The organism is Rhizobium sp. Leaf341, assembly GCF_001424325.1.
Taxonomy (GTDB): Bacteria; Pseudomonadota; Alphaproteobacteria; order Rhizobiales; family Rhizobiaceae; genus Ferranicluibacter.
This window is the reverse complement of sequence record NZ_LMPE01000015.1, coordinates 554,617-580,734: the sequence shown is the minus strand read 5'-3', so window position 1 is coordinate 580,734 and position 26,118 is coordinate 554,617. Positions and strand designations below refer to the sequence as shown.

The 26,118-nt window shown below is 63.5% G+C and carries 20 protein-coding genes and 1 tRNA gene; 17 read left to right on the top strand and 4 right to left on the bottom strand.

What is annotated here, in order from left to right:
* Positions 1 to 81 precede the first annotated feature (81 nt).
* Entirely contained in the window at positions 82 to 558 is a 477-nt protein-coding gene (gene greA, locus ASG03_RS17440; protein ID WP_062476046.1) for a transcription elongation factor GreA, read from the bottom strand.
* 238 nt (positions 559 to 796) lie between these two features.
* On the opposite strand from greA, the gene ASG03_RS17435 reads away from it, so the two are divergent.
* The 3 genes from ASG03_RS17435 (at position 797) to ASG03_RS17425 (ending at position 2,599) form a co-directional block, all read left to right on the top strand.
* Positions 797 to 1,093 (top strand): hypothetical protein, encoded by a 297-nt coding sequence (locus tag ASG03_RS17435; protein WP_062694793.1) that lies wholly within the window; start codon positions 797 to 799, stop codon positions 1,091 to 1,093.
* 45 nt (positions 1,094 to 1,138) lie between these two features.
* Positions 1,139 to 1,483 carry a hypothetical protein gene (locus ASG03_RS17430; RefSeq protein WP_062476040.1) on the top strand — a complete coding sequence of 115 codons (345 nt, stop codon included), beginning with the start codon at positions 1,139 to 1,141 and terminating at the stop codon, positions 1,481 to 1,483.
* 78 nt (positions 1,484 to 1,561) lie between these two features.
* Positions 1,562 to 2,599, top strand: coding sequence for an alpha/beta fold hydrolase (locus tag ASG03_RS17425; protein WP_062694791.1), 1,038 nt, complete (start codon positions 1,562 to 1,564; stop codon positions 2,597 to 2,599).
* 153 nt (positions 2,600 to 2,752) lie between these two features.
* Here ASG03_RS17425 and carB read toward each other — a convergent pair whose 3' ends face one another.
* Entirely contained in the window at positions 2,753 to 6,238 is a 3,486-nt protein-coding gene (carB, locus tag ASG03_RS17420) for a carbamoyl-phosphate synthase large subunit (RefSeq protein WP_062694789.1), read from the bottom strand.
* A gap of 370 nt (positions 6,239 to 6,608) precedes the next feature.
* Here carB and ypfJ point away from each other — a divergent pair, with 370 nt between their 5' ends.
* From ypfJ to ASG03_RS17405, 3 genes are all read left to right on the top strand, one after another.
* Positions 6,609 to 7,520, top strand: a complete 912-nt coding sequence (gene ypfJ / locus ASG03_RS17415; protein WP_062476031.1) for a KPN_02809 family neutral zinc metallopeptidase — start codon at positions 6,609 to 6,611, stop codon at positions 7,518 to 7,520.
* Positions 7,521 to 7,864: 344 nt separating this feature from the next.
* A complete protein-coding gene (locus tag ASG03_RS17410; protein ID WP_082475827.1) occupies positions 7,865 to 9,142 on the top strand; it encodes a TCR/Tet family MFS transporter in 1,278 nt (425 codons plus the stop codon).
* Positions 9,143 to 9,261: 119 nt separating this feature from the next.
* On the top strand, positions 9,262 to 10,650 hold the full coding sequence (locus ASG03_RS17405) for an MATE family efflux transporter (protein ID WP_062694788.1): 1,389 nt from the start codon (positions 9,262 to 9,264) through the stop codon (positions 10,648 to 10,650).
* Positions 10,651 to 10,832: 182 nt separating this feature from the next.
* Here the strand turns inward: ASG03_RS17405 and carA are convergent, their stop codons facing one another.
* Entirely contained in the window at positions 10,833 to 12,044 is a 1,212-nt protein-coding gene (carA, locus tag ASG03_RS17400) for a glutamine-hydrolyzing carbamoyl-phosphate synthase small subunit (protein WP_062694786.1), read from the bottom strand.
* A 334-nt stretch (positions 12,045 to 12,378) separates the two neighbouring features.
* Here carA and ASG03_RS17395 point away from each other — a divergent pair, with 334 nt between their 5' ends.
* The 10 genes from ASG03_RS17395 (at position 12,379) to ASG03_RS17350 (ending at position 24,446) form a co-directional block, all read left to right on the top strand.
* Positions 12,379 to 12,837 carry a GatB/YqeY domain-containing protein gene (locus tag ASG03_RS17395; RefSeq protein ID WP_062476023.1) on the top strand — a complete coding sequence of 153 codons (459 nt, stop codon included), beginning with the start codon at positions 12,379 to 12,381 and terminating at the stop codon, positions 12,835 to 12,837.
* Between the two features lie 169 nt (positions 12,838 to 13,006).
* Positions 13,007 to 15,046, top strand: a complete 2,040-nt coding sequence (dnaG, locus tag ASG03_RS17390; protein WP_062695291.1) for a DNA primase — start codon at positions 13,007 to 13,009, stop codon at positions 15,044 to 15,046.
* A 349-nt stretch (positions 15,047 to 15,395) separates the two neighbouring features.
* Positions 15,396 to 17,324 (top strand): DNA helicase RecQ, encoded by a 1,929-nt coding sequence (gene recQ / locus ASG03_RS17385; protein ID WP_082475863.1) that lies wholly within the window; start codon positions 15,396 to 15,398, stop codon positions 17,322 to 17,324.
* 662 nt (positions 17,325 to 17,986) lie between these two features.
* Positions 17,987 to 20,041 (top strand): RNA polymerase sigma factor RpoD, encoded by a 2,055-nt coding sequence (gene rpoD / locus ASG03_RS17380; RefSeq protein WP_062694784.1) that lies wholly within the window; start codon positions 17,987 to 17,989, stop codon positions 20,039 to 20,041.
* Positions 20,042 to 20,436: 395 nt separating this feature from the next.
* Positions 20,437 to 21,036 carry a GNAT family N-acetyltransferase gene (locus ASG03_RS17375; protein WP_062694782.1) on the top strand — a complete coding sequence of 200 codons (600 nt, stop codon included), beginning with the start codon at positions 20,437 to 20,439 and terminating at the stop codon, positions 21,034 to 21,036.
* A 54-nt stretch (positions 21,037 to 21,090) separates the two neighbouring features.
* Positions 21,091 to 22,353 (top strand): DUF930 domain-containing protein, encoded by a 1,263-nt coding sequence (locus ASG03_RS17370; RefSeq protein ID WP_156381859.1) that lies wholly within the window; start codon positions 21,091 to 21,093, stop codon positions 22,351 to 22,353.
* Between the two features lie 114 nt (positions 22,354 to 22,467).
* Positions 22,468 to 22,821, top strand: coding sequence for a DUF1428 domain-containing protein (locus tag ASG03_RS17365; protein ID WP_062694777.1), 354 nt, complete (start codon positions 22,468 to 22,470; stop codon positions 22,819 to 22,821).
* Between the two features lie 115 nt (positions 22,822 to 22,936).
* Complete coding sequence (locus ASG03_RS17360) at positions 22,937 to 23,359, top strand: secondary thiamine-phosphate synthase enzyme YjbQ (RefSeq protein WP_062694775.1); 423 nt, start codon at positions 22,937 to 22,939, stop codon at positions 23,357 to 23,359.
* A gap of 114 nt (positions 23,360 to 23,473) precedes the next feature.
* Complete coding sequence (locus ASG03_RS17355; RefSeq protein ID WP_062694773.1) at positions 23,474 to 23,878, top strand: nuclear transport factor 2 family protein; 405 nt, start codon at positions 23,474 to 23,476, stop codon at positions 23,876 to 23,878.
* 199 nt (positions 23,879 to 24,077) lie between these two features.
* Complete coding sequence (locus tag ASG03_RS17350; RefSeq protein WP_062694771.1) at positions 24,078 to 24,446, top strand: hypothetical protein; 369 nt, start codon at positions 24,078 to 24,080, stop codon at positions 24,444 to 24,446.
* 205 nt (positions 24,447 to 24,651) lie between these two features.
* Here ASG03_RS17350 and ASG03_RS17345 read toward each other — a convergent pair whose 3' ends face one another.
* A complete protein-coding gene (locus ASG03_RS17345; protein WP_062694769.1) occupies positions 24,652 to 25,446 on the bottom strand; it encodes an SIMPL domain-containing protein in 795 nt (264 codons plus the stop codon).
* A gap of 164 nt (positions 25,447 to 25,610) precedes the next feature.
* On the opposite strand from ASG03_RS17345, the gene ASG03_RS17340 reads away from it, so the two are divergent.
* Positions 25,611 to 25,686 (top strand) — tRNA-Ile (locus tag ASG03_RS17340).
* Positions 25,687 to 26,118: the final 432 nt, after the last annotated feature.

Genomic DNA, 26,118 nt, shown 5'->3' with positions numbered 1-26,118 from the left:
GTGGTGCCGAAACCAACACGGCTCCCGATACAGGATCGGGAGCCGCAAACATTCATGGGTGATCGACCCCGTTTCCGGGTATCAACCCCAGTTGATGGCGAGGATCTCGTAGGCCTTCGATCCGCCCGGGGCGACGACTTCGATCGAATCGCCCACTTCCTTGCCGATCAGCGCGCGCGCGATGGGCGAGGAGATCGAGATGCGGCCCTGCTTCACGTCGGCTTCCTGGTCGCCGACGATCTGGTAGGTCTTGTTCTCTTCGGTGTCTTCGTCGATCAGCTTGACGGTCGCGCCGAACTTGATCTTGGAACCGGACATCTTGGAGAGGTCGATCACCTCGGCGCGCGCCGTGAAATCCTCGAGCTCGCCGATGCGGCCCTCATTGTGGCTCTGCGCTTCCTTGGCGGCATGATATTCGGCATTTTCCGAAAGGTCGCCATGGGCGCGCGCTTCGGCAATCGCCTCGATGATCCGCGGCCGCTCTTCCTGCTGGCGCCAGCGCAGCTCTTCCTGCAGCTTGGCAAAACCGCTCTGCGTCATCGGTACTTTTTCGACCATTTCAACGTCCTTCATGGTGCGCGCCGGGCCCGCGCAGGCAGGCCCGAAGCAAAATAAAACGGCATCCGGAGCGTCAACTCCGGAACCGTTCGAAACATCAAGGCATCAACTATAGCAGAAAGGCCCTGTGGGAAGCCAGATAATTTGAAGATTGTGCAAGGTCGGACGGGGGCTTGCGGCGCCCTGAGGAACCAACCGGGGTATGCGACCGTTGGGTCTGGCAACATGGAGCGTGCCGATGAACCCTGCCTTTCCCGAGCAGTCCCCCGAGCAGATCGACGGACGCCTGAACGCCTATCGTCGGCTTCTGATCTGCCTCATGACCTATGTCGCGCGCGATCCCGAAGGACGCGACATGCTGCAGGCAATGGCGCGTGACACCGAGGTCGTGGCCGACCACGAGGAGGATCCAGGGGTCATGCCGGACGAGGGTTTTGCCGGTCAGAATCACGCCGATGCCGAAATCCGCGTCCTCATCGCCGCCGCACTGACCCGCGCCGAGGCACTGGCAGCGACCCGAGCGCCTGCACCCTGACACGCGAGCCTTGATTCTGCGCTTCAGACAAACGGAGGAAAACCCATGACATCGAATGACATACAGCAGCTTCGGCTTTATCGCCTCGTGCCTTCGGCGCGACCGGACGATCCAGGCTATGGTAACGCGCCGAGCCAGGGCGAGATCGTCGTTCGCGCCCTGTCACCGGCCGATGCCCGCATCGTCGCTGCGGAGGCTGAACTCGACTTTACCGAGATCGACGCCAAGCCGGCCGAAGGCACGGACACCCGCATGGCCAGCGTCTTTCGGAACGAGAAGCTCTACACGGTGATCGAGGAAGCGATCAGCCCGGCGCTGCGAAACGAAGGCGAGCGGGGCGTCGTCCAGGGCACCGTCTCGGTGGGAACCATCCGCCCGACACAGGTCTGACGGCGGGCGCCGCGATCCCGTATACATTTCATTAGAAATACACGATACTCGCTCTGGTTTCCTGGGGGGAGTATCGCCATGTCCGACACCTATGTCATCAGTGCCCGAAAACGAAACGGAGACGTCTTCACGAGCGAACCGGGTCCGGTCCGGTTCCTCAAGGTGCCGTCCACGGTCGAGCTTTCCTACGACAGCTCGCATGTGGTCGCGAACCCCAAGATCTGGGCAGGCGAGGTCCAGAGCCTTGCCGATGGCGACGAGAATCCGAATTCGATCGCGCCCTTGGGCGACGTTCTCATCTTCATCCATGGCTACAACAACAGAATGCAGGACGTCCTTCGCCGGACACGGCAGCTCAGCGCCGATCTGCACGCGGAGGGCTGGCATGGTCAGGTCGTCGCGTTCGACTGGCCGAGCGCCAATCAGACTCTCAACTATCTCGAGGATCGATGGGATGGATCACAGGTCGCCATGTCCCTGGTCAGCAAGGCGATCCGCCTTCTGAGCGACGGCCAGAAGGCGGGATGCCAAACGAACGTCCACCTGCTTGCTCACTCGACGGGCGCTTATGTCGCCATGGAAGCTTTCCTGCAGGCGGAAAAGGACGGCGCCTTGCGGAACACGCCGTGGCGCATCGGGCAGGTCGCCTTCATTGCGGGAGACGTGTCGCGGGACAGTCTTTCCGGCAGGAGCGACTGGTCACGCCCGATGTTCGCGCGCATCATGCGGCTGACCAACTACTACAATCCGTTCGATGCGGCGCTTGCCGTGTCGACGGCCAAGCGCCTCGGCGTCTCGCCGCGGGCCGGTCGGCGCGGGCTGCCGGACGATGCTCCGGAAAAGGCCGTCGCGGTGAACTGCGGACCGTATTTCGAGAAGCTGAAGCCGGACACGGGCCTTGGCCACGTCTCGTGGACCCACTCCTGGTACATTGGTAACCGGGTGTTTGCGCGTGATCTCGCCATGACGCTGGAAGGCGCGATCGACCGGGACTTCATTCCGACGCGCGACAGGATCGGCGGAGAGCTGTGCCTCAGCGATCATCCTCGACCCGTTTTCCAGAACCGATGGGATATCAAGTCGACAGCGCAGATGGACGAACGCCATATCCGCTAATGCATGTGGCTCAAACGTGTGCAGCGGTTTCGGGAAACGGCATGCATTAGGCAAGCGCAATCACGGGGACTGTTGCGCGGCGGAACCGGGAACCGCGAACAAAGGCGGTCGGATCGGCGGCTGCGAAATCTGCGCCGATCCGAGGATGCGTTTCTAGAAGTAGCTCTGCAGCGGGCGGACTTCGAGGTTCCCGGCTTTCAGCGCCTTGATGGCGGCGGCGGCCGCTTCGGCCCCGGACATCGTCGTATAGTAGGGCACCTTCTGCATCAGGGTTGCGCGGCGGAGCGACTTGGAGTCCGAGATCGCCTTGTTGCTGTCGGTCGTGTTGATGACGAGCTGGACCTGCCGGTTGCGGATCGCGTCCTCGATGTGCGGACGTCCTTCCTGGACCTTGTTGATCTTCGTCGTCGCGATGCCATTGGCTTCGAGAAAGCGGGCCGTGCCGCCGGTTGCCAGAACCTTGAAGCCGATGTCTGTCAGGATCCGGATAGCCGGAAGCACGCCGTCCTTGTCGCCGTCGCGCACGGAAACGAAGACGGTGCCCTCGCGCGGCAGATCGACGCCGGCGCCGAGCTGCGCCTTTGCAAAGGCCAGCGCGAAATCCGTATCAAGGCCGATCACCTCGCCCGTCGAGCGCATTTCCGGGCCGAGCAGGATGTCGACGCCGGGGAAGCGGGCGAAGGGGAACACGGCCTCCTTGACGGCGATATGCTTCAGGGCGCGCGGATCCGGCTTGCCGCCGTAGGCAGCAAAGCACTGCTCGAGCGTTTCGCCGGCCATGACGCGGGCTGCGATCTTGGCAATCGGGGCCCCGATCGTCTTGGCGACGAAGGGCACGGTCCGCGAGGCGCGGGGATTGACCTCGAGCACATAGACGGTTCCGTCCTTGATCGCGAACTGCACGTTCATCAGGCCGCCGACGTTCAGCGCCTTGGCCATGGCTTTCGCCTGGCGCTCCAGCTCGTCGAGCATGTCGCCCGAAAGCGTGCGCGGCGGCAGGGAGCAGGCGCTGTCGCCCGAGTGGATGCCGGCTTCCTCGATATGCTCCATGATGCCCGCGACATAGACGTCCTTGCCGTCGGAAATGCAGTCGACGTCGACTTCAATGGCGTTTGCGAGGTAGCTGTCGAAGAGCAGCGGGTTCTTGCCGAGCAGCGTGTTGATCTGCCCGGTCTTGTCGTTCGGATAGCGCTGCTTGATGTCTTCCGGCACGAGCTCGGGAACGGTGTCGAGCAGGTAGGTCTGCAGCATGCTTTCCGAGTGGATGATCTGCATGGCACGGCCACCCAGGACATAGGACGGGCGCACGACGAGCGGGAAACCGATCTCTGAGGCTACGAGACGGGCCTGCTCGACCGAATAGGCAATGCCGTTGTTCGGCTGGTTGAGATCGAGCTTCATCAAAAGCTTCTGGAACCGGTCGCGGTCCTCGGCCAGGTCGATCATATCGGGTGCAGTGCCGAGAATCGGGATGCCGTTCTTTTCCAGCGCTTCCGCAAGCTTCAGGGGCGTCTGGCCGCCGAACTGCACAATCACCCCAACCAGCTCACCCTTTTCCTGCTCCATCTTGAGGATCTCGATGACATCCTCTGCCGTGAGCGGCTCGAAATACAGCCGGTCGGACGTGTCATAGTCCGTGGAGACGGTTTCCGGATTGCAGTTGATCATGATGGCTTCGAAGCCGGCATCCTTCAGCGCGAAGGCGGCATGGCAGCAGCAATAGTCGAATTCGATCCCCTGGCCGATCCGGTTCGGGCCACCCCCGAGAATGACGACCTTCTTGCGATCGGAGATTCCGGCCTCGCTGCGCGTCTGGCCGACAAACGGCGTCTCGTAGGTCGAATACATATAGGCGGTGGGCGAGGCGAACTCGGCCGCGCAGGTGTCGATGCGCTTGTAGACCGGGCGCACGTCGAGCGCATTGCGCTTCTCGGCGACCTCCTTCGGGCGCTTGCCCGAAAGCGTGGCGAGACGCGCGTCCGAGAAGCCCATTGCCTTCAGCATGCGCAGGTTTCCGGCGTCGTTCGGCAGGCCATGCTCGCGGATGCGGGCCTCCATGTCGACGATGGCTTTCAACTGGGCGATGAACCAGGGATCGATCTTGGAGCCGTCATGCACATCGGCTTCCGACATGCCGAGACGCAGTGCCTGGGCAACCATGCGCAGGCGGTCGGGAGTCGGCGTGCCGATGGCGGCGCGGATGGCATTGCGCCCGTCGCTTCCGTCATCAAGGCCGGGGATCTCGATCTCGTCGAGACCAGTCAGGCCAGTTTCCATGCCGCGCAGGGCCTTCTGCAGCGATTCGGCAAAGGTGCGGCCGATGGCCATGACTTCGCCGACCGACTTCATCGCCGTCGTCAGGACGGGGGAGGCGCCGGGAAACTTCTCGAAGGCGAAGCGCGGAATCTTGGTGACGACATAGTCGATCGACGGCTCGAACGAGGCCGGCGTTGCGCCGCCCGTGATGTCGTTTTCGAGTTCGTCCAGGGTGTAGCCGACCGCAAGCTTGGCGGCGATCTTGGCGATCGGGAAACCGGTGGCCTTGGATGCGAGCGCCGAAGAGCGGGACACACGCGGGTTCATCTCGATGACGACGAGACGACCATCTTTCGGGTTCACGGCGAACTGCACGTTCGATCCCCCGGTCTCCACGCCGATCTCGCGCAGGACCGCGATCGAGGCGTTGCGCATGATCTGGTATTCCTTGTCGGTCAAGGTCAGCGCCGGGGCGACGGTGATGCTGTCGCCGGTATGGACGCCCATCGGATCGATGTTCTCGATCGAGCAGATGATGATGCAGTTGTCCGCCGTGTCGCGGACGACCTCCATCTCATATTCCTTCCAGCCGAGCACCGACTCTTCGATCAGCACTTCGGTGGTGGGCGAGGCGTCGAGGCCCGAGGACACGATTTCGAAGAATTCCGAGCGGTTATAGGCGATGCCGCCGCCGGTGCCGCCGAGCGTGAAGGACGGGCGGATGATGGTGGGCAGGCCGACATGGTCGATCGCCTGGGCGGCAATCGCCATGGCATGGCTCATGTAGCGCTGCTTGCGATCGGTTTCGCCAAGGTTCCACTGGTTCTCGAGCGCGTCGAGCGCGGTGTCGAGGTCGGCGCCCGACAGCGTTTCCCGCAGCTTGTTGCGTTCCGCCTCGTGCGTCTTGCGGTCGGCTTCCTTGATGTCGGTGGCGTTCGCCAGCATCGACTTGGGGGTTTCCAGGCCGATGCGGGCCATGGCTTCGCGGAACAGGGCACGATCCTCGGCCATGTCGATGGCCGCGGGCTTTGCGCCGATCATCTCGACATTGTAGCGGTCGAGGACGCCCATCCGCTTCAGGGACAGGGCCGTGTTCAGCGCCGTCTGGCCGCCCATGGTGGGCAGCAAGGCGTCCGGGCGCTCCTTCGCGATGATCTTCGCCACGACTTCCGGGGTGATCGGCTCGACATAGGTCGCATCCGCAAGGCCCGGATCGGTCATGATGGTGGCGGGATTGGAGTTGACCAGGATGACCCGGAACCCTTCTTCCTTGAGTGCCTTGCAGGCCTGCGTCCCGGAATAGTCGAACTCGCATGCCTGGCCGATGACGATCGGTCCAGCGCCGATGATGAGGATGGACTTGATGTCTTGGCGCTTTGGCATGATGTCGGTTCCGCTTTTGCAGGCTGCGCGAAAAGCCGGCTCCGATGGCGGGTGTCCATCGGCCGGTCGTGCAGTCTCACGTCTTTAAGGCTAGAAGGGGCTTATAGGGAAATGGGCGCCCGTGCGAAACCCCGAAATCGCGATCACAACAGGAAAATCGACGGAAAGACGGCGCCTGGAAAGCCGTTGCGAACCTGGACACCGGCCCCAAGCCCGGCTTGCCGGAGTGACCGTATCCCGACCGGCGGACGGCTGCCGGAGGTTCGATCCGTATCCACACGCGCAATTTGCAGAAAACAGACGTAGGCTTTCGCGGGAAGCGCTCTATATGCCGGTTACCAAAAGCGCATATCCAACGGAGTGAACCGCCATGGAATGGAAGGGCCGTCGCCAATCGAGCAACGTCGAAGATCAGAGCGGCTCCGGCCCGGTGCGGGGCGGTTTCGGCCGCGGCGGACCGATTCGCATCCCCATGGGCGGCGGACGTGGGGGCGGACTGAGCATCGGCACCATCATCTTCCTCGTGGTGATCTACTTCATCTTCAAGGCCATGGGCATCGATCTGCTGCAGGTTCTCGACGGCGGCCAGATGGGCCAGTCCGGCTACGAACAGAGCCAGGGCAGCACCCAGGGCACAGCCGAGCAGGAAGAGACGAAGGCCTTCATCAAGACCGTTCTCGCCGAGACCGAGGACACGTGGAACGGCATCTTCCAGGCGAACGGCCAGTCCTATCGCGAGCCGACGCTGGTCTTCTTCACCGGTGCCGTCCAGTCGGCCTGCGGGCAGGCGTCGTCGGCCTCGGGTCCCTTCTACTGCCCGGGCGATCAGAAGGTCTATCTCGATACGTCCTTCTTCGATGAGCTTTCCCAGCGCTTCCAGGCCTCGGGCGATTTCGCACAGGCCTATGTGGTGGCGCATGAAGTCGGCCACCATGTGCAGAACCTGCTCGGCACGCTGCCGAAGGTGAACGAACAGCGACAGGGCATGGACGAGGCTTCGTCCAACGAGCTCTCCGTCCGCACCGAACTGCAGGCCGACTGCTATGCCGGCATCTGGGGCAAGTACACGCAGCAGAAGGGCCTGCTGGAACAAGGCGACCTCGAAGAGGCGCTGAACGCTGCAACGCAGATCGGCGACGACACGCTGCAAAAGCGGACGCAGGGCTATGTCGTTCCGGAAAGCTTCAATCACGGCACGTCCAAGCAGCGGGCGACCTGGTTCAAGCGCGGCTTCGACAGTGGGCAGCTGCAGGCCTGCGATACCTTCAACAATCCGGTCTAACGAACGCTTCTTTCTGGACGGCCCGCGGCGGAACAGCGCCTCCGCGGGCCGTTCGGCGTTCTGGGGTCAGGAGCGGCTCGAAGGGTGACCGGCTGCGTCACACCTGATGGGCCTGTTCTCCGTCGATCCAGCGCGTCGGCCCGTCATTAGGTTTCGCGCGTTGCCGCCGCTGTGGATGTCTGGTTTCTACGCGATCATTGCCTCCACGCCTTTCTGGTTCTACAGCAGCCATCACAGGGCCCGTGGGTCCGCGGGAGGCGCCGGCGGGGATGCGGCGGGCTGCGGGATGGCGTCGTCCGGCCGGCGGCAGGCAGCAGGCATCAGGCAGCAGGGGGGACTTCGCGATGATAGATCCGGCATCGGCGCGACGAGGGCTCTTCCTTGTCTTCATGATCCTCTTTCTCGACATCATCGGCATTGCGATCATCATGCCGGTTCTTCCCGCCTTTCTATCGGAGCTGACGGGCGATACGATCAGCGATGCGGCCATCGACGGCGGGTGGCTTCTGCTTGTCTATTCCGCCATGCAGTTTCTCTTCGCGCCGCTGATCGGCAATCTCTCCGACAGGTTCGGGCGCCGGCCCGTGCTGCTCGCATCGGTGCTGACATTTGCGATCGACAATCTGATCTGCGCGCTGGCGACGAGTTTCGGGATGCTGTTCGTCGGGCGCATTCTTGCCGGCATCTCCGGCGCCAGTTTTTCCACGGCGTCCGCCTTCATCGCCGACGTCTCCGACGACACCAATCGCGCCAAGAATTTCGGCCTGATCGGTATCGCTTTCGGCACGGGGTTCGCGCTTGGCCCGGTCATCGGCGGCGCGCTCGGCGAGTTCGGGCCGCGCGTGCCATTCTATGGTGCGGCATTGCTCTCGTTCCTCAACTTCGTCATCGCGTTCTTCCTGTTGCCGGAAACGCTCGAGCGCAAGCATCGTCGGCGCTTCGACTGGCGCCGGGCCAATCCGCTCGGCGCGCTTCGCCAGATGCGGACCTATCCCGGGATCGGCTGGGTGCTGCTGGTGTTCTTCCTCTATTGGCAGGCCCATGCGGTCTATCCCGCGGTCTGGTCCTTCGTGGCGGCCTATCGCTACGGCTGGAGCGAGGGACAGATCGGTCTGTCGCTCGGCGTCTTTGGCATCTGCAGCGCGATCGTCATGGCGTTCGTCCTGCCACGCGTCGTGTCGCTCATCGGCGAGTGGCGTTCCGGGGCTTTGGGGCTCGTCTTCTGCTGCATCGGTCTCATCGGCTACGCATTCGCGTTCCAGGGCTGGATGGTCTATGCGGTGATCGCGGCCACCTGTCTCGAGGCCCTTGCCGATCCGCCGCTTCGCTCGATTGCGGCGGCAAAGGTCCCACCCTCGGCCCAGGGCGAGCTGCAGGGCGCGCTGTCCAGCATCTCCTCCTTCACGACGATTCTCGGGCCGCTGATGTTCGCGCATATCTTCAGCAGCTTCACGACACCCAACGCGCCCATCCGCTTTGCCGGCGCGCCCTATCTCCTTTCCGCGGCTCTCATCGCCGGTGCCGTCCTTCTCTACGTCACGCGGTTGAAACCGGTCGATGTTTCCAGGAAGGTTACTGGTGCCTCCGGTCAGGATTGCCTCAATCCCGATCAATCTTCGTGATGATTTGATGAAATTCTCAGCATAGCCTGGCGATCTCTGGAGGTTTTCTCCTGTTCGCGCTATGAGCGACGCGTCGCGTGTGCCCATTCCGGCCGCGACGGACCAGAGGCTTTTCGATCATGCTGACGTCAACGCACCCCGCTGCGGGCGATATCCGTTGGGACAATTCCTGGGCAGCGCATTTCCGCGGAAGCGTCGTTCTCGGCGTGCCCTTCGTCGCCGCGCAGATCGCTCAGCTTGCCATCAACACCACGGACGTGGTGATGGTCGGCAAGCTTGGTGCGACCGAGCTTGCCTCGATCATCATCGCGACGCAGATGTTCTTCACCGTCTTCGTGTTCGGGTCCGGCTTTTCCAATGCCGTCGTTCCCATGGTGGCTCAGGCCGTCGGGCGCGGCGACGTGGTTTCCACGCGGCGTTCGGTGCGCATGGGCATGTGGGCCGTGCTGATCTACGGGGTGCTGACGGCGCCGTTCCTGTGGCTGGCGGAGCCCATCCTCCTGTTTGCCGGCCAGCAGCCCGAGGTTGCGGCGAAGGCGGCGGGCTATCTGCACGTGGCGCAATGGGCGATCTTTCCGAGCCTCGTCTTCATGGTCCTGCGGGCTTTCCTCAGCGGGCTGGAGCGGGCAGGGATCATTCTCTACATCACCTTGATCACGCTCGTCCTCAATGCCGGCTTCTGCTACCTCCTGATCTACGGTCATTTCGGTTTTCCCGCGCTCGGCATGGTCGGTGCGGCCTGGGCGGCACTCGCGGTCGCGATTCTTGGCCTCGTGCTGGCCATCGTCTACATCCAGCGGCATGAGACGCTGCGCCGCTTCGAGCTGTTCGTGCGGTTCTGGAACCCGGACTGGCATGCGCTGAAGGAAGTGGTGCTGCTCGGACTGCCGATTGCCCTGACGATCCTCGCCGAAGTCAGCTTGTTCACGGTCGCATCGCTGCTGATGGGTACGATCGGGACGGTGGAGCTGGCCGCACACGGCATCGCCCTGCAGTTTGCGTCCATCGCCTTCATGATTCCGCTCGGGCTTGCCCAGGCGGCGACCGTGCGCGTCGGATTGGCCTACGGCCGGGGCGACATGGAGGGCGTGCGACGCGCGGGTATCTCCGCCCTGGCGCTCGGCATGATCTGCGCGGCGCTCGGCTCCACCCTGTTTGCCACCATCCCCTATGTTCTGGCTGCGCTCTATCTCGACACGAACCGGGCGGATGCGGCCATGGTGCTGGCCTATGCCGGACCCCTGATCGTGATTGCCGGTGCCTTCCAGCTCGTCGACGGGCTGCAGGCGATCGCGGCGGGCATGCTGCGCGGATTGAAAGACACGACGGTGCCGATGCTGCTGGCGCTCATCTCCTACTGGCCGATCGGCTTTTTCTCGGCCTGGCTCTTTGCGTTTCCGCTGAGATTTGGCGGGCAGGGCGTCTGGTACGGCTTTTCGCTCGGCCTGCTGGCTGCGGCCTGCCTCCTGAACGCCCGGTTCTTCCGGATCGTGCGAAAGGTCAGCTAATGCATGTCGCCCGAAGGTGTGCGGCGGTTTCGGGAAACGACATGCATCAAGACAACACCTTAAACTGCGTTGCGTGAATCCTGTTTCACGCTACGCAGTTTAAGCCTCAACCTGCCCGGTGCGCGTGGCAAACCGGACAGGCTGAGGATGACCTCGTTTGCTTGTCGGACGGCGCGCCTGTCTCAGGCGCGCTCGGCCAGAGAGTCCTCGCCCTTCTTCTCCCGCAGCAGATTCACGAACCGCCGGAAGAGGTAGTGGCTGTCCTGCGGGCCGGGAGAGGCCTCGGGGTGGTGCTGAACCGAGAAAACCGGCTTGCCGGAGAGGCGCAGGCCGCAATTGGTGCCGTCGAACAGCGAGACGTGGGTCTCCTCGACGCCCGACGGCAGCGAGGCGGAGTCGACCGCAAATCCATGGTTCATGGAAACGATCTCGACCTTGCCGGTCGTATGGTCCTTGACCGGATGGTTTGCGCCGTGGTGGCCCTGGTGCATTTTCTCGGTCTTGCCCCCGAGTGCGAGGCCCAACATCTGGTGGCCAAGGCAGATGCCGAACATCGGAATGTCGGTCTCGATCAGGTCGCGGATGACGGGTACCGCATATTCGCCTGTTGCGGCCGGATCTCCCGGACCGTTCGAGAGAAACACGCCGTCCGGGGCAAGCGCCAGCACGTCGTCCTTGCTCGCCGTCGCCGGCACGACGGTGACCTTGCAGTCGAGACCGGTGAAGAGACGGAGAATGTTACGCTTGACGCCGTAGTCGATGCAGACGACGTGATATTTCGCTGCGTCGGCCGCAAGCGCGCCGGTGCCCTCGTTCCAGACCCAGGGCTTCTCGCTCCAGACGGAAGACTGGCCGGAGGTAGCGACCTTGGCGAGGTCGAGGCCCTCGAGGCCGCTCCAATCCTGCGCCATCGTCTTCAGCGCGTCGAGATCGAACTGTCCGTTGGCATCATGGGCGATGACGGCGTTCGGCGCGCCGTTTTCGCGGATCCACGCGGTCAGCGCACGCGTGTCGACACCGCACATGCCGATGATCCCGCGCGCCTTCAGCCACGCATCGAGATGGCGCGCGGCACGATAGTTGGAGGGGTCGGTGATGTCGGCCTTGAAAATCACGCCGACCGCGCCGTGGCGGGCTGCGGGCGTCAGATCCTCGACGTCCTCATCGTTGGCGCCGACATTGCCGATATGCGGAAAGGTGAAGGTGACGATCTGGCCGAGATAGGACGGATCGGTGAGGATTTCCTGATAGCCCGTCAGAGCCGTGTTGAAGCAGACTTCGGCGGGTACGGCGCCCGTCGCCCCGATGCCCTTGCCCTCGATCACGGTTCCATCCGCCAGAACGAGGACGGCGGTTGCGATTTCGGTGGTCCATGGAGCTGTCATCGGCGTCATCCTCTTTCGGCGAGGCAGCGGACGATCGGGCCACCGGGTCGCCAAGCTTCTCAGCATCCGGGTGCCGCCCGGCGCAGGCGGGCGCGGGTCGCAATTCCGGTTCTCTTGGTGCAGGTCCTCGACATAAGCGCGCGGTCGCGCGGGGTCAACCGTCGCCGCCGCGAATCCGCCGAATAATGCACATGCCCGGCCGCCACCGCCTGGACGCCGCTCGTCGATCTCCCAGGCGGATCATTCGCGCACGAAGCTGTTTGTTGCCGACGGGCCGATGGTCTAAGAGAGCCGGCAGACGACGAGACCGACATGAGATCGACACGACATTAGGGAGACACGCATGCTGCGCGACACGATCAACGATGCCTTGAAGACGGCGATGAAGGCCAAGGACGCACGACGGGTATCGACCTTGCGGCTGGTGCAGGCGGCGCTCAAGGACCGCGACATCGCCAACCGCGGCGTCGGCAAGCCCGAGACGACCGACGACGAGCTGCTGCAGATCCTGGCCAAGATGGTCAAGCAGCGCGAAGAATCCGCCAAAGTCTACGAGGATGCCGGTCGGCCGGAACTCGCCACCCATGAGCGCGAGGAAATCGCCATCATCGCCGATTTCCAACCGGTCCAGTTTTCCGACGCGCAGGTGAAGGAGGTCGTCGCGTCCGCGATCGCGGAGGCACAGGCGACGGGTCCGAAGGACATGGGGAAGGTGATGGCGATTCTGAAGGAACGCTATGCAGGCCAGATGGATTTCGCCAAGGCGTCGGGCGTGCTGAAGGGGCTTCTCTCGGGCGCCTGATATCGGCGGAGGGTCGCCTCTGTCGCGGGCCGACGGTGCGACGGCAAGACGTTCGGCCCGCCGCTCGCCTATGAATAGCGGGTGGCTCTGTATAGGGGGTGCCTGTGGATAGCGGGAAGGGATGTTGCGCGCTGTAGCGATACGGCGCGCAAGCGCCTATATCGGGATCATGCGCTTTTCCCCGACCTTTCTCGAAGAAATCAAAGATCGTATTCCGATATCGGACGTGATCGGCAAGCGCGTGACGTGGGACAGGAAGAAGACCAACGCGTCCAAGGGTGATTACTGGGCCTGTTGCCCCTTCCACGGGGAGAAATCCCCGAGTTTCCACTGCGAAGATCGCAAGGGCCATTACCACTGCTTCGGCTGCGGGGTTTCGGGAGATCACTTCCGCTTCCTGAACGAACTCGACGGAATGAGCTTTCCCGAGGCCGTGCAGCAGATTGCCGATCTTGCCGGCGTCGCCATGCCGCAGCCGGACGTGGAAGCGGAAAAGCGCGACCGGCAACGCTCCACGCTGCAGGACGTCATGGAGATGGCGACGCAGTTCTTCCAGGACCAGCTGCAAACGGCAAACGGCGCGCGGGCGCGTGCCTATCTGCGCGACCGCGGACTGACGGGGCGGACGATCGAGACCTTTCGGCTCGGCTACGCGCCCGAAAGCCGCAACGCCCTGAAGGAACATCTCGCCAACAAGGGGATCCCGCGCGAACAGATCGAGGCCTGCGGCCTCGTGGTGCATGGCCCCGATATCGCCGTCTCCTACGATCGGTTTCGCGACCGCATCATGTTCCCCATCCTGTCGTCCCGCGAGAAGGTGATCGCGTTCGGCGGGCGCGCGATGTCGCCGGACGCACCGGCGAAATATCTGAACTCCAACGAGACCGAGCTCTTTCACAAGGGCAACGTGCTCTACAATTTTGCCCGGGCGCGCCGCACGCTCGGAGGTGCCGAGGGCAATGAGACGATCATCGCCGTCGAAGGCTACATGGACGTCATTGCCCTCCACCAGGCTGGTGTCGAAAACGCCGTCGCGCCTCTCGGCACCGCGTTGACGGAAAACCAGCTGGAACTTCTCTGGAAACTGACGCCCGAGCCGATCCTCTGCTTCGATGGGGACGGTGCCGGTATTCGTGCCGCCAATCGTGCGGTCGATCTTGCGCTGCCGCATCTCAAGCCCGGCCGATCCGTCCGGTTCGCGCTTCTGCCGGATGGAAAGGATCCCGACGATCTCGTGCGGGAGGAGGGCCGGGCGCCGTTCGACCGCGTCCTCGCGGCATCCCGTTCGCTTTCGGAAATGGTGTGGACCCGTGAAGTCCAGGCCGGCAGCTTCGAGACGCCGGAGAAACGGGCGGAGCTCGAGGCGAAGTTGAAGCAGATCGTGGGCGTGATCGGCGACGAGAGCGTGCGCCGGCACTATGGACAGGCCATGCGCGACCGGCTCAACACCTATCTCCGCGGGCCTCAGCGTTCCGGCTATCCGGCTGGCGGCTATCCGGGCGGAAACTACGCGCGCGGCGGGGCGGGCGGTTTCTCACCCGGAGGCCAGAAGGGCGGCGGCGGTGGTCGCTCCGGCGGTCGTGGCGCGTTCGGCAAGGAAACGGCGCCGATGCGCAGTCTGGCAGGGATCTCCGACCGGCTTGCACGATCGTCGATCGTATCTGGTGTCCAGGCGCTGCCGCCGCTCAAGGAAAGCGTGCTGGCGCTGACCATCGTCAACCATCCCGATGTTCTGTTTGCCGAATATGACGAGATCTCGGTCATCGACTACGAGAGCAAGGATCTTCAGCGTCTCTGGTCGCAGGTTCTGAATGCGGTGGCGGCCAAAGGCCCGCGGCTGACACGCGAGATGCTCGTGGAAAACCTCGAAGCGGCCGGCTTTGCCGGGCTTCTGGCCATCCTCGATCAGCAGGTGCGCTTTGCACGCCTCTGGATCGCGACCCAGGCTGCCGATCCTGCCGATGCGCTGGAGGGCTACCGACAGGCTCTGGCCCTGCACAAGCGAACGAAGGCGCTCCAGCGCCAGATCCGCGAGCTTCAGCGGGACCTGGCGCGTGCGACCGAGGATGGCGACGACGAGCTCGGAAGTCTTGTGCTCCGGAACCTCGAAGAGGTGCAGCGCGAGGTCGAACGCCTGGAAAACCAGGAAGCGATCATCGAGGGGTTCGGCGTGCTGTCTGGCCGGGTCAAAGGTCCGGGGGCGAAGTGACACGGGTGGCGAAGTGACACTGGGGGCGACGAGAGCATCTCCTCGTTTTGTCGCCAGACTTTGATGGATGTCGTTTCCCAAAACCGCTGCACACGTTCGGGCGACATGCATGAGGCTTTCGTCCCGGCGGTTGATCCGGCCGTCGTCCATCGGGTTGACATGCGACCCCCAATGTCCCGATCCCGAGGGTTCACGAACATAGAGAGAACAAATCGCTTCCCTTTCTGCGCATTGTCTGCAAGGTGGAAGCGCAAACGCAGGGCCCAGGGCAGCTGAGAGCAGCGGTGCTGCGGACATCCAGCCGCTTGCAGCCTCGCGCCGGCTGTCGGAATCATGCAGAATGGCTTTCATGACCTCTTCCTCCGTGCCGTCTTCCCGAATCCGCAATGATCCTCCTTGCGATGCGCCGTCCCCCCAACCCGCAGCCGGGCGGCAGGCGGGTGCGCAGGAAGCCTTCCGCGCTTCCGGCAAGGCGCCGCTCGATGTTCTGAAAGCCGTCTACGGCTACTCCGTTTTTCGCGGCCAGCAGGGAGAGGTGGTCGATCATGTCGTCTCCGGCGGGGATGCCGTCGTGCTCTTCCCGACAGGCGCGGGCAAGTCGCTTTGCTTCCAGGTGCCGGCGCTCTGCCGCCCTGGGTTAGGGATCGTCGTCTCGCCGCTGATCGCGCTGATGCGCGACCAGGTGGAAGCCTTGAAGGCACTGGGTGTTCGCGCGGCAGCGCTCAATTCATCGTTGTCGCGCGAGGATTTTCTCGATGTTCGGCGGTCGGTGCGCGAGGGAACGCTCGATCTTCTCTACGTCACGCCGGAGCGGATCGTAACGGACGGGTTCCGCGAGATGGTGGCGGGGGCGACGATCGCGCTGTTTGCCATCGACGAGGCGCATTGCGTGTCGCAGTGGGGTCATGATTTCCGGCCGGAATATCGCACGCTCGGCCAGTTGGCCACGCTTTACCCGGGCGTGCCGCGCATGGCGCTGACGGCGACGGCGGATCCGCAGACGCGCGGCGACATCATCGAGAGGCTGGCGCTGTCGGATGCCCGCGTGTTCAGCACGAGCTTCGACCGCCCGAACATCGCTTACGAGATCGTGGAGCGCGACCAGCCGCGCCAGCAATTGCTGCGCTTCCTGTCACGCCACAAGGGTGCAAGCGGCATCGTCTACTGCCTCTCGCGCGCGAAGGTCGAGGACACGGCCGAGTGGCTGAACGGGCAGGGGATCCGGGCGCTTGCCTATCACGCCGGGATGGATCGTTCTGTGCGCGATGCAAACCAGGATGCCTTCCTGAAAGAGGAAAACCTTTGCCTCGTGGCAACGGTCGCGTTCGGCATGGGGATCGACAAGCCGGATGTGCGCTATGTCGCCCATCTCGACCTGCCGGGATCCGTCGAGGCCTATTACCAGGAGACCGGGCGTGCCGGGCGGGATGGCCTGCCGTCCCAGGCGTGGATGGCATACGGCATGGCCGATGTCATCCAGCGGCGCAAGATGATCGACGAGGGCGGAGCAGCCGACGACATCAAGCGCATCGAACGCGGCAAGCTCGGATCGCTTCTCGGCATCTGCGAGACGGCATCCTGCCGGCGGCAGGCGATCCTTGCGCATTTCGGCGAGCGGCATCCCGGCGACTGCGGTCATTGCGATACCTGCCTTAACCCCGTCGAGACCTGGGACGGGACCGAAGCGGCGATCAAGGCCCTGGCCGCCGTCTACCGAACGGGCGAGCGTTTCGGTGCCGGGCACGTCATCGACGTGCTCACCGGGGCGGTCAACGAAAAGACGACCCGCTTCGGCCACGCGGATATGCCTGTGTTTGGGGCCGGCAAGGAGATCGCGGCAAAGACCTGGCAGTCGATTCTCCGGCAATTGCTCGCGGCAGGCTTTCTCAGTGTCGATCATGCGGCCTTCGGCGCGCTCAAGCTGGAGCCATCGGCGCGGGCGGTTTTCAAGAAGGAGACGGAGGTTCGGTTCCGGAAGGACCGCCCGACCTCCGCAAAAGCCGCCCGGAACGCCCGATCGCCCGCGGCGCGCGAAAAGGCGGCGCTGGACGGATCGGATCTCGAACTGTTCGAGGCGCTGAGGGCGGCACGCGCGGCGATCGCACGTGGCATGAACGTGCCACCCTATGTCGTCTTTCCCGACACGACGCTGATCGCGCTCGCCAAGATGCGCCCCGACGACGCGGACGAACTCCTCGAAGTTCCCGGGATCGGGCAAAGCAAGAAGGAACGCTTCGGGGATCAGTTCTTGGAAGTCATCCGCACGTTTCGGGGATAGCGGGATGCGCGGGGGATCGCTGCGATGGTTCCGTTTCTGCCGCGAAACGGGCGGTGCAAGGCGAGCGACGGCAGGTTTAGCGAAGCCTGCAGGACAAGCGCGCAGATAAGCGCGTGCAGATATGCGCAGGATGATCCGGAGTTGCGGGCACGGACCATCGGAACATAATCTCGCTCCGCGCCTGGGCAATGCTTGTGATCATAGGCTTACGCTACACGGATACTGAAGGTGTAAAGCGGAAAAGGATGCAGCTTGCTTTGACGAGCGTCTGTCTTGCTCTTGTCTTGCGCCCGAAAAGACCTACATCTGCCTAGCAGATCGGGACAGCGGCAATGCCAAGCCATAATTTCGGCGTTTTTCGCCTTATTGCGCTGTTTTCTGCCGGAAGAGCTTGACGTGGCCGAAGAATCTGGGAATCAACCGTCTTTGGCTTGGAAGGTTTATTGGATACGGCGGAAACGATCATCATGCAAGTGATGTTTGGAACGTGCTGCTGTCGCAGCCGACCGGAAGGATCACGGCGGTGCCGTGGTTAATCGGGAATTAATATCAGCCCGTTAGGTCAGGGGTAATGTTCGCGGTGTTGCGCCCCTGAGGCGCCCGGGCCACACGGCTCGTCACCGCTCCAACGTGGAATGCTGGTCCAAAGAAAGCGACGAAGAATGGCAACCAAAGTCAAAGAGAACGAAGAAGCCGAATCTGAACGCGACGGCGCAACGGACGGCCCGCTTCTCGATCTCTCGGACGACGCGGTCAAGAAGATGATCAAGGCCGCGAAGAAACGCGGCTACGTCACGATGGACGAGCTGAATTCCGTTCTTCCGTCCGAAGAGGTGACCTCCGAGCAGATCGAAGACACGATGGCCATGTTGTCCGACATGGGGATCAACGTCGTCGAGGACGAAGAGGTCGACGAAAACGCGTCCGGCAGCGAGGAAGAGGCGAGCGACGACGAGCCCGACAGCGAGGGCGGCGAGATCGCGACCTCCAGCGGCACCGCGCTCGCAACCGCCAAGAAAAAAGAGCCGACGGACCGGACCGATGATCCGGTGCGGATGTATTTGCGCGAGATGGGCTCGGTCGAGCTCCTGTCGCGCGAGGGCGAAATTGCGATCGCCAAGCGGATCGAGGCCGGCCGCGAGACGATGATTGCGGGTCTCTGCGAAAGCCCGCTGACGTTTCAGGCCATCATCATCTGGCGCGACGAACTGAACGAAGGCCAGACGCTGCTGCGCGAGATCATCGATCTCGAAACGACCTATTCCGGGCCTGAAGCCAAGGCTGCGCCGCAGTTCCAGTCGCCGGAGAAAATCGAAGCGGACCGCAAGGCCGCCGAGGAAAAGGAAAAGACCCGCCGTTCGCGCACCAGCGAAGACGACATCACCAATGTCGGTGGCGAAGGCCTGCCGCCGGAGGAAGAGGAAGAGGACGACGACGAGTCGAACCTGTCTCTCGCCGCGATGGAAGCCGAGCTGCGTCCGCAGGTCATGGAAACGCTCGACATCATTGCCGAGACCTACAAGAAGCTGCGCAAGCTGCAGGACCAGCAGGTCGAGTTGCGGATGAACGCGGTTTCGGGCTCGCTGACCTCGGCGCAGGAAAAGAAGTACAAGGAGCTCAAGGACGAGCTCATCACGGCCGTGAAGTCGCTGTCGCTCAACCAGAATCGCGTCGATAACCTGGTGGAGCAGCTCTACGACATCAACAAGCGGCTGGTGCAGAACGAAGGCAAGCTGCTGCGTCTTGCCGAAAGCTACGGCGTGAAGCGCGATTCGTTCCTGGAACAGTATTCCGGAAGCGAACTCGTGACCAACTGGATGGAAACGGTCAGCAACCTGACCGCCCGCGGCTGGGCGCCGTTCGTGAAGAACGAAGAGCGCATGATCAGCACGATCCGCGGCGAGATCCACAATCTCGCAACGGAAACCGGTATCTCGATTTCGGAGTTCCGCCGGATCGTTCACATGGTCCAGAAGGGCGAGCGGGAAGCCCGGATCGCCAAGAAGGAGATGGTGGAAGCCAACCTGCGTCTCGTGATCTCGATCGCCAAGAAGTACACCAACCGTGGTCTTCAGTTCCTGGATCTCATCCAGGAAGGCAATATCGGTCTCATGAAGGCGGTGGACAAGTTCGAGTATCGGCGCGGCTACAAGTTCTCCACCTATGCGACGTGGTGGATCCGGCAGGCGATCACGCGTTCGATCGCCGACCAGGCGCGCACGATCCGCATCCCGGTCCATATGATCGAGACGATCAACAAGATCGTGCGGACCTCGCGCCAGATGCTGCACGAGATCGGCCGCGAGCCGACCCCGGAAGAGCTGGCCGAAAAGCTGGCGATGCCGCTCGAAAAGGTTCGGAAGGTCCTGAAGATCGCCAAGGAGCCGATCTCTCTCGAAACCCCCGTGGGTGACGAGGAAGACAGCCATCTCGGGGATTTCATCGAGGACAAGAACGCGCTCCTGCCGATCGACGCTGCCATTCAGGCGAACCTGCGCGAAACGACCACGCGGGTCCTGGCGTCTCTCACACCGCGCGAGGAACGCGTGTTGCGCATGCGCTTCGGCATCGGCATGAACACGGACCACACGCTGGAAGAGGTCGGCCAGCAGTTCTCGGTCACGCGCGAACGTATTCGCCAGATCGAGGCAAAGGCGCTGCGCAAGCTCAAGCATCCGAGCCGTTCGCGCAAGCTGCGCTCGTTCCTCGACAGCTGAGCGGACGCGTTCGACACGCTTCGCCTGCAATGATCAGACGGCGTCCATGGAAGTGGGCGCCGTTTCTTTTTGCGGCGTGGGCGGTGTCGGGCAAGCGATGCTTCGACCGCGAGATCCTTCGACAAGACCGCTCAGGCGCACCGCGGCTCGCAGCTGGTTCGCCGGGCTTGACTTGGCGAGTTGGCTTGACACTGCGAGCTGGCTTGACGCTGCGGACGGGCCTGCATAAGCTCGCCTTCATGAACTGTCTTCACGCCATGACGACCTGCAATGTGACATCCCTGATGGGGTGCGCGCGGCGGCGGCGGGACTGATCGTTTCTCTCGCCGTCCGTGCCCTCTTTCCCAAGGGCGGCCCGGACGCGGTTTGCCCTTGATCCTCCAAGCAGCAACCTGATGCCACCCCTTTCTTTTTTCGATCGGCTGTCGCGCGCTCACGATCTGCCCGAAGGGCTTGCACTCCGTTCAGCCGAGCCCCGCGATGTCGCGGGCATCACCAGGCTCGCAAATCTCCCGCGCTATCGAGCAGGGACGCAGAGGTTGCCGTTTCAGAGCGAGGACGCCACGGCGCGGTGGCTTGCTGCAGGCGGCGAGGCGGCGTCACCGACGGTGGTGGCCGAACGCGACGGGCAAATTGTCGGGATCGGGGGGCTGCACCGTCAGACGGGGCGACGCCAGCACGTCGCCATTCTCGGGCTCGGTGTTCACGACGACTTTCAGCGCCAAGGGATCGGTCGTGCGATGTTGCACGCCCTGCTGGATGCGGCCTTCAACTGGCTGCAGATCCGGCGGGTGGAGTTGACCGTCTTCGCGGACAATGCCCACGCTATCGCCCTCTATGAACGTGCGGGGTTCGAGCGCGAGGGTCTCTTGCGAGCCTACGCGTTTCGCGACGGTGCTTACGCGGATGTCCTGGCGATGGCGCTGCTGGCGCCCGGTCTTACCGGGCCTGTGCCGCAGCGTGGGGAACGGCATGACGCCGTTGCGGGAAAGTAGCGGCGCAACCACCTTCTGCTTGGTCTCGTGTCGGAAGACGCCTATGTCCATGCCGTGACACCAGAACCGTTCCAGCGCCGTTCCCGGAGGCCGATCCTTGCGATCCTTGCCTCGCTGGCGCTTCATGCCGCGATCATCGCACCGTTTGTTCTGCAACTACCGGATCACGCGCCGGAGGCCGAGCCTGAGCAGAGCGTCGCCGTCGAGATCGTTCCGGACCCTGAACCTTTGAAGCAGCCGGAGCCTGAAGAGAAGCCGGACCAGCCGGCCCCAACCGAAAAGGCGGCGGATCAGCCGGCCTCAACTGAAAAAGCGGCCGATCAGCCGCCTGGCGAACGCAAGCCGCCACCGCCGGCCCCCGCCTCGGCCGCGTCACCGCCGCCGCCACCGACGTCGACGCCGGAACCTTCGGAGTCTGAGCCGGCTGCTGCGCCTTCGCGGCCGTTCGAGGCATCCGCGGCCGAGGAGACCGATGCGCCGCCGGACGCTGTCGATATGCCCGCACCGGAGGGCAGCACGCCGGTCCCTGCCGATCCCGTGTCGAAGCCGCCGGCGGATGCGGCCGCAACACCTGCTGATGTCCCTGACAAGCCGGATGCTCGACTGGATGGAAAGTCGGACGCAGAGCCGACGTCCCCGTCGGACGCCGACGGCGGCCAGCCGGAGGCCAATGTTTCGGCGCCGCCCGCGACGCCGCCGCCCTCAACGCCGCCGTCTTCGCCCGAGATCCTCGCCGGGAAGACTGCGACCTCCGGAGGAGAAGAGGGCGAGGCCGTCTCTCCACCGCCGGCGACCGCGCCGTCTGCCGACACACCCGCAGGTGCGGCCGAATCGGGATCAGGGGCTGCGGATCTTCGCGACGCGCCGATGACGCCCGACGAACAGGCAGCGTTCGTTCCCGAAGTGCCGGCGAAACCGATGACGAAGCCTTCTCCGGAACCGGCGCCCAAGGCGGCGAAGACGCTCTACGCCAAGAGCATCCTCGCCGATCCCCGCGTGCGGGGCGCCTTGGGCAAGCTGCCACCGCAGGACCGCATCGTCCAGATCTGCGGCATCGAAGCGCTGGAACAGGCGCGCCATTCCAGCGCGTCTTTCAGGCCGGATCTTCTCAAAGGCTTCGGCAAGAATGGCGGTCTGATCACCGGCCCTCATCTGCGTGCGCGCGGCGGCGCCGTTCGATCCCAGGGTGTCTGGCGCGAGATTACCTTCGACTGCACCGTCAACGCCGCGTTCGACACGATCACCACGTTTCGTTTCGCCCTTGGCGCGATCATTCCGCAAAGCGACTGGGCAGCGCGGGGTCTTGTGGCGAACTGAAGACTGCCGGACAGCCGGTTTTTGGCGCCCTCGATCCATTTCCCGGGAACAACTCGCGGGCCACTGCCTTCCTCGCCATATCGAAGGTGCGCCGCACGTCCAAAAGGGGGATACATGATGTATGTCGATGGCTTCGTGGTCGCCGTCCGTCGGGATCGGCTCGAAGCCTATGCGGATCTTGCGCGCCAGGCCGGCGCGATCTGGAAGGCGCACGGCGCGCTCGACTATGTCGAGTGTATTGCCGACGATCTGCCACAGGGACAGGTAACCTCGTTTCCGCGCGCCGTACAGGCAACAGGAGACGAGGTGGTGATTTTCGCCTGGATCATCTATCCCTCCAAAGCGGATCGCGATCTCATCGTGCCCAAGGTGATGGAAGACCCGCGGCTGACGATCGATCCCGAAGGAATGCCTTTCGATGGACAGCGACTGATCTATGGTGGGTTCGACATGCTGGTTCGCGCCTGACGCCGCTTGGCAGAGAGGCATCCGCAAATCCGTGTTGCCCACCTTGGCATTGACCGACGTGGCCCCGAGACGGCCTCTCCGCCGACCGGGGCACCATCACCATCCGGGAGATCTCATGCCTCTGACCACGCTCACTCTACCGACCCGGGGTGCCGGGCTCTACGCTTTTACCGACGAGGTGCAGGCCTTCGTGAGAAGGTCGCAGGTCGAGGAAGGTCTGTTGACCGTGTTCGTCCGGCACACCTCGTGCTCGCTGCTGATCCAGGAGAATGCCGATCCGGACGTCCGGCGAGATCTCGACATGTTTTTCGCCCGTCTGGTCCCGCCGTCCGACGATCCCGCGATGCGATGGATCGTCCATACCGATGAAGGGCCGGATGACATGCCGGCCCATATCAAGGCCGCGTTGACGGCGGTGTCGATCGGCATTCCGGTCGCGCAGGGCCGTCTCGTGCTCGGCACCTGGCAAGGCCTCTATCTGTTCGAACACCGCCAGCGGCCGCACCGGCGCGAGGTCGTCCTGCATCTCGGCGCCTGACATCGATCTGGTGTTTGCGCGGGCGATCCCGTCGCTTGACATCGGCGCGCCGGACCGCAACTTTTCTTCGGCGCGTCTGCCGCAACAGGCCGCGTGCTGAGGACGGAGGGAAGGATGACGGACGTTCAGACGATTGCCGAGCGGTTCATGGAGGCCCTGAACCATCGAGACTTCGAGACGATCGCCGGGTTTCTCGACGAGGACGCGGCGCTCGACACGCTGACGGGGCAGCGTGCGATCGGATCGCATCCGCTGCGCCTGGCGGTCATGAGTTACTTCCGCCACTTCGACGAGACGTTTGGGGACATGGTGCCGATGCGTGACCGGCTGGGTCAACGCGTCGCCGTTGATGTCACGGCCCGAGGCACGTACCGGGAGACGATGGCGGGCTTTCCACCTGCGGCCGGGCAATCCTATTCGATTCCGAGCGTTTTCGTCTTCGAATTCGAGGGGCCGAGCGTGACCCGTCTGACGCATTATCGCAACATCCGCATTTTCGAGCAGCAACTTCTGCGCTGATGCGCGTGCTGTGCGTCATGGACCGCAGGTGTCCGCGCGAGGGGCGTTTGGGCGCTGTCGAGATGAATGGTTTCTGAATGTGCGGTTTCACGTACATTCAGCTTCCCTCCGCTAGACAGGATGTATTCGCCGGATAACGGCGCAATTGAAGACCGCCCCGCTGTCATGCCGGCGCGGTCCCGAAGATGGAGGATACGCCATGAAGACCATGATGACCCGCCTTGCCATTGCCGCGATGATCGGCGTTTCCAGCCTTTCCGCCCTTGTCGGGACGGCTTCCGCCAGCGAGATCCGCCTCGGGCTGCACGCTGGCCCGGTCGTCGACGTCCAGTATCGCGACGAACGTGATTGGCGCCGCGACCGGCATGAACGCCGGGATTGGGGTCGCGACCGTCGTGGCGCCTGTGCACCCTGGCTGGCCGCCGACAAGGCCAGTGCCTACGGCCTGCGCCGCGCGCGCGTCGTCGCCGTGACCCCGCGCCGGGTCGTGGTCGAAGGCCGGTTCCGCGGCGATTTCCGTACGATCGCGTTTGCCAACATCCGGGGATGCCCGCGGATCGGCCGCTAAACGGCGTTACGCCCCGGTTTGAGGGGCGGACTGACATGAAAGCCTGCCCGGTCGACAGACCGGGCAGGCTTTTTGATGATGGGGCATGGATCTTCGTCAGGGACGGAGAGAGGTTCAGATCAGCCGAAGGCGATGCTTTGGCGACGGGGCTTCGCACATCCACCACCCGAGGGATCACCTTGCGAACCGGCTTTGCCGATCAACCTCAGGGGTCGATGGCGAAGGTCAGGTTGACGGTGACGGTATAGCTGTTTTCGCCATTGGCGATCGGCACGGATGCCTCGGCCATATCCTTTGCCATGGCGCGGGCCATCATGGGCATGGGTTCGGGGCGCCCGGCGTTCTCGCTGATCTCGATCACCCGTCCGAGTTTCACGCCGGCGGCCTCCGCAAGGATCTTGGCCTTGGCCATGGCATCGGCGACCGCTGCCTTGCGGGCATCGTTCAGGGTCGCGTCGGGCTTGTCGTTGGTGAACTGAATGCTGCCGCCCTGGTTGACGCCGAGCGTCACGGCCTGGTCGATGATCGCGCCGAGCTTGGCAATCTCGCGCAGCCGCACCGTCAGCGTGTTGGCGACCTGATAGCCGATGAGCGTCGGCGGCTCGTTGCCATTGTTGTTTTCGGGATAGCGATACTGGGGATTGACCGCGAAGCCGGACGTCTGGAGATCGCGCTCCGCGATGCCTCTGGTCTTCAGCGCCGCCAGCACGTCGGTCATCGATTTCGAGTTGGCGTCGAGCGCCTCCCGCGCCGTCTTGGCATCGGTCACGACACTGAAGGAGACAATCGCCATATCCGGCGCGACGGCCGCGCGGCCTTCGCCACTCACCTCGATCACGGCCTCGCGCAGCGGTGCGGATACCGGCGCGGAGAGCATGTGTCCCTGCGAGGGCTCTGTCGACGTCGACTGGGCAAAAGCGGGCAGGGCGGTCACCGCCATGACCGACAGGGTGAGAGCAGGCACGAAACCACCCAAGCGGGTGCGGCGCAGACGGAGCATTGACGACATATCCGGTTCTTTCTCTTCATCGATTTCGTCCCTGCACCCTTGTTGCGGATGGATTGTGAAGGGAATACGGCGGCGCCTTGTGACAATCCGAGAATTCCGCTAAAGCCATCCCAGCGGAGGCCACCATTGACCTCCCAGAAACGGCACCGCCGTCAGGGCCTGTAGCTCAATGGTTAGAGCCGGCGGCTCATAACCGCTTGGTTGGGGGTTCGAGTCCCTCCGGGCCTACCAAAATTTCACGATTTCAGCTGCTTAAATAGGCGTTAGCCAAGGCGGTTATCCAGCCGACTTTTCGGTCTTGATCCTGCGTGAGACGCGACTAAGTACCTCGATCGAACCCCAAGAGCCCCATTTCCTGCAGCCGGGCGCGATACAGCGGTTTTTTCGCACCTCTATCCCCGCCGGCAGAGATCGTTCTGTGGCCGTCGCCATGGTGCGATTGCCCATCTTCTGCCGGGGTGTCGTCCTCCTCATGCTTTCATAGGAACAGAGCGGTTGCGGAGAAGCTTTGGAGTTGCGGGAACGTGCCCTTGGACCTTCCGAGCCGAACCTTTCAGCAAAGCAGGCTGTGTTGCGTCGACGCACGTCCGGGCTGGTCGGTTTCTGTTCAGCTTGCATGCAAAAAGCACATGACCTCGGAGCGGGCAGGTCGAGGCGGGACCG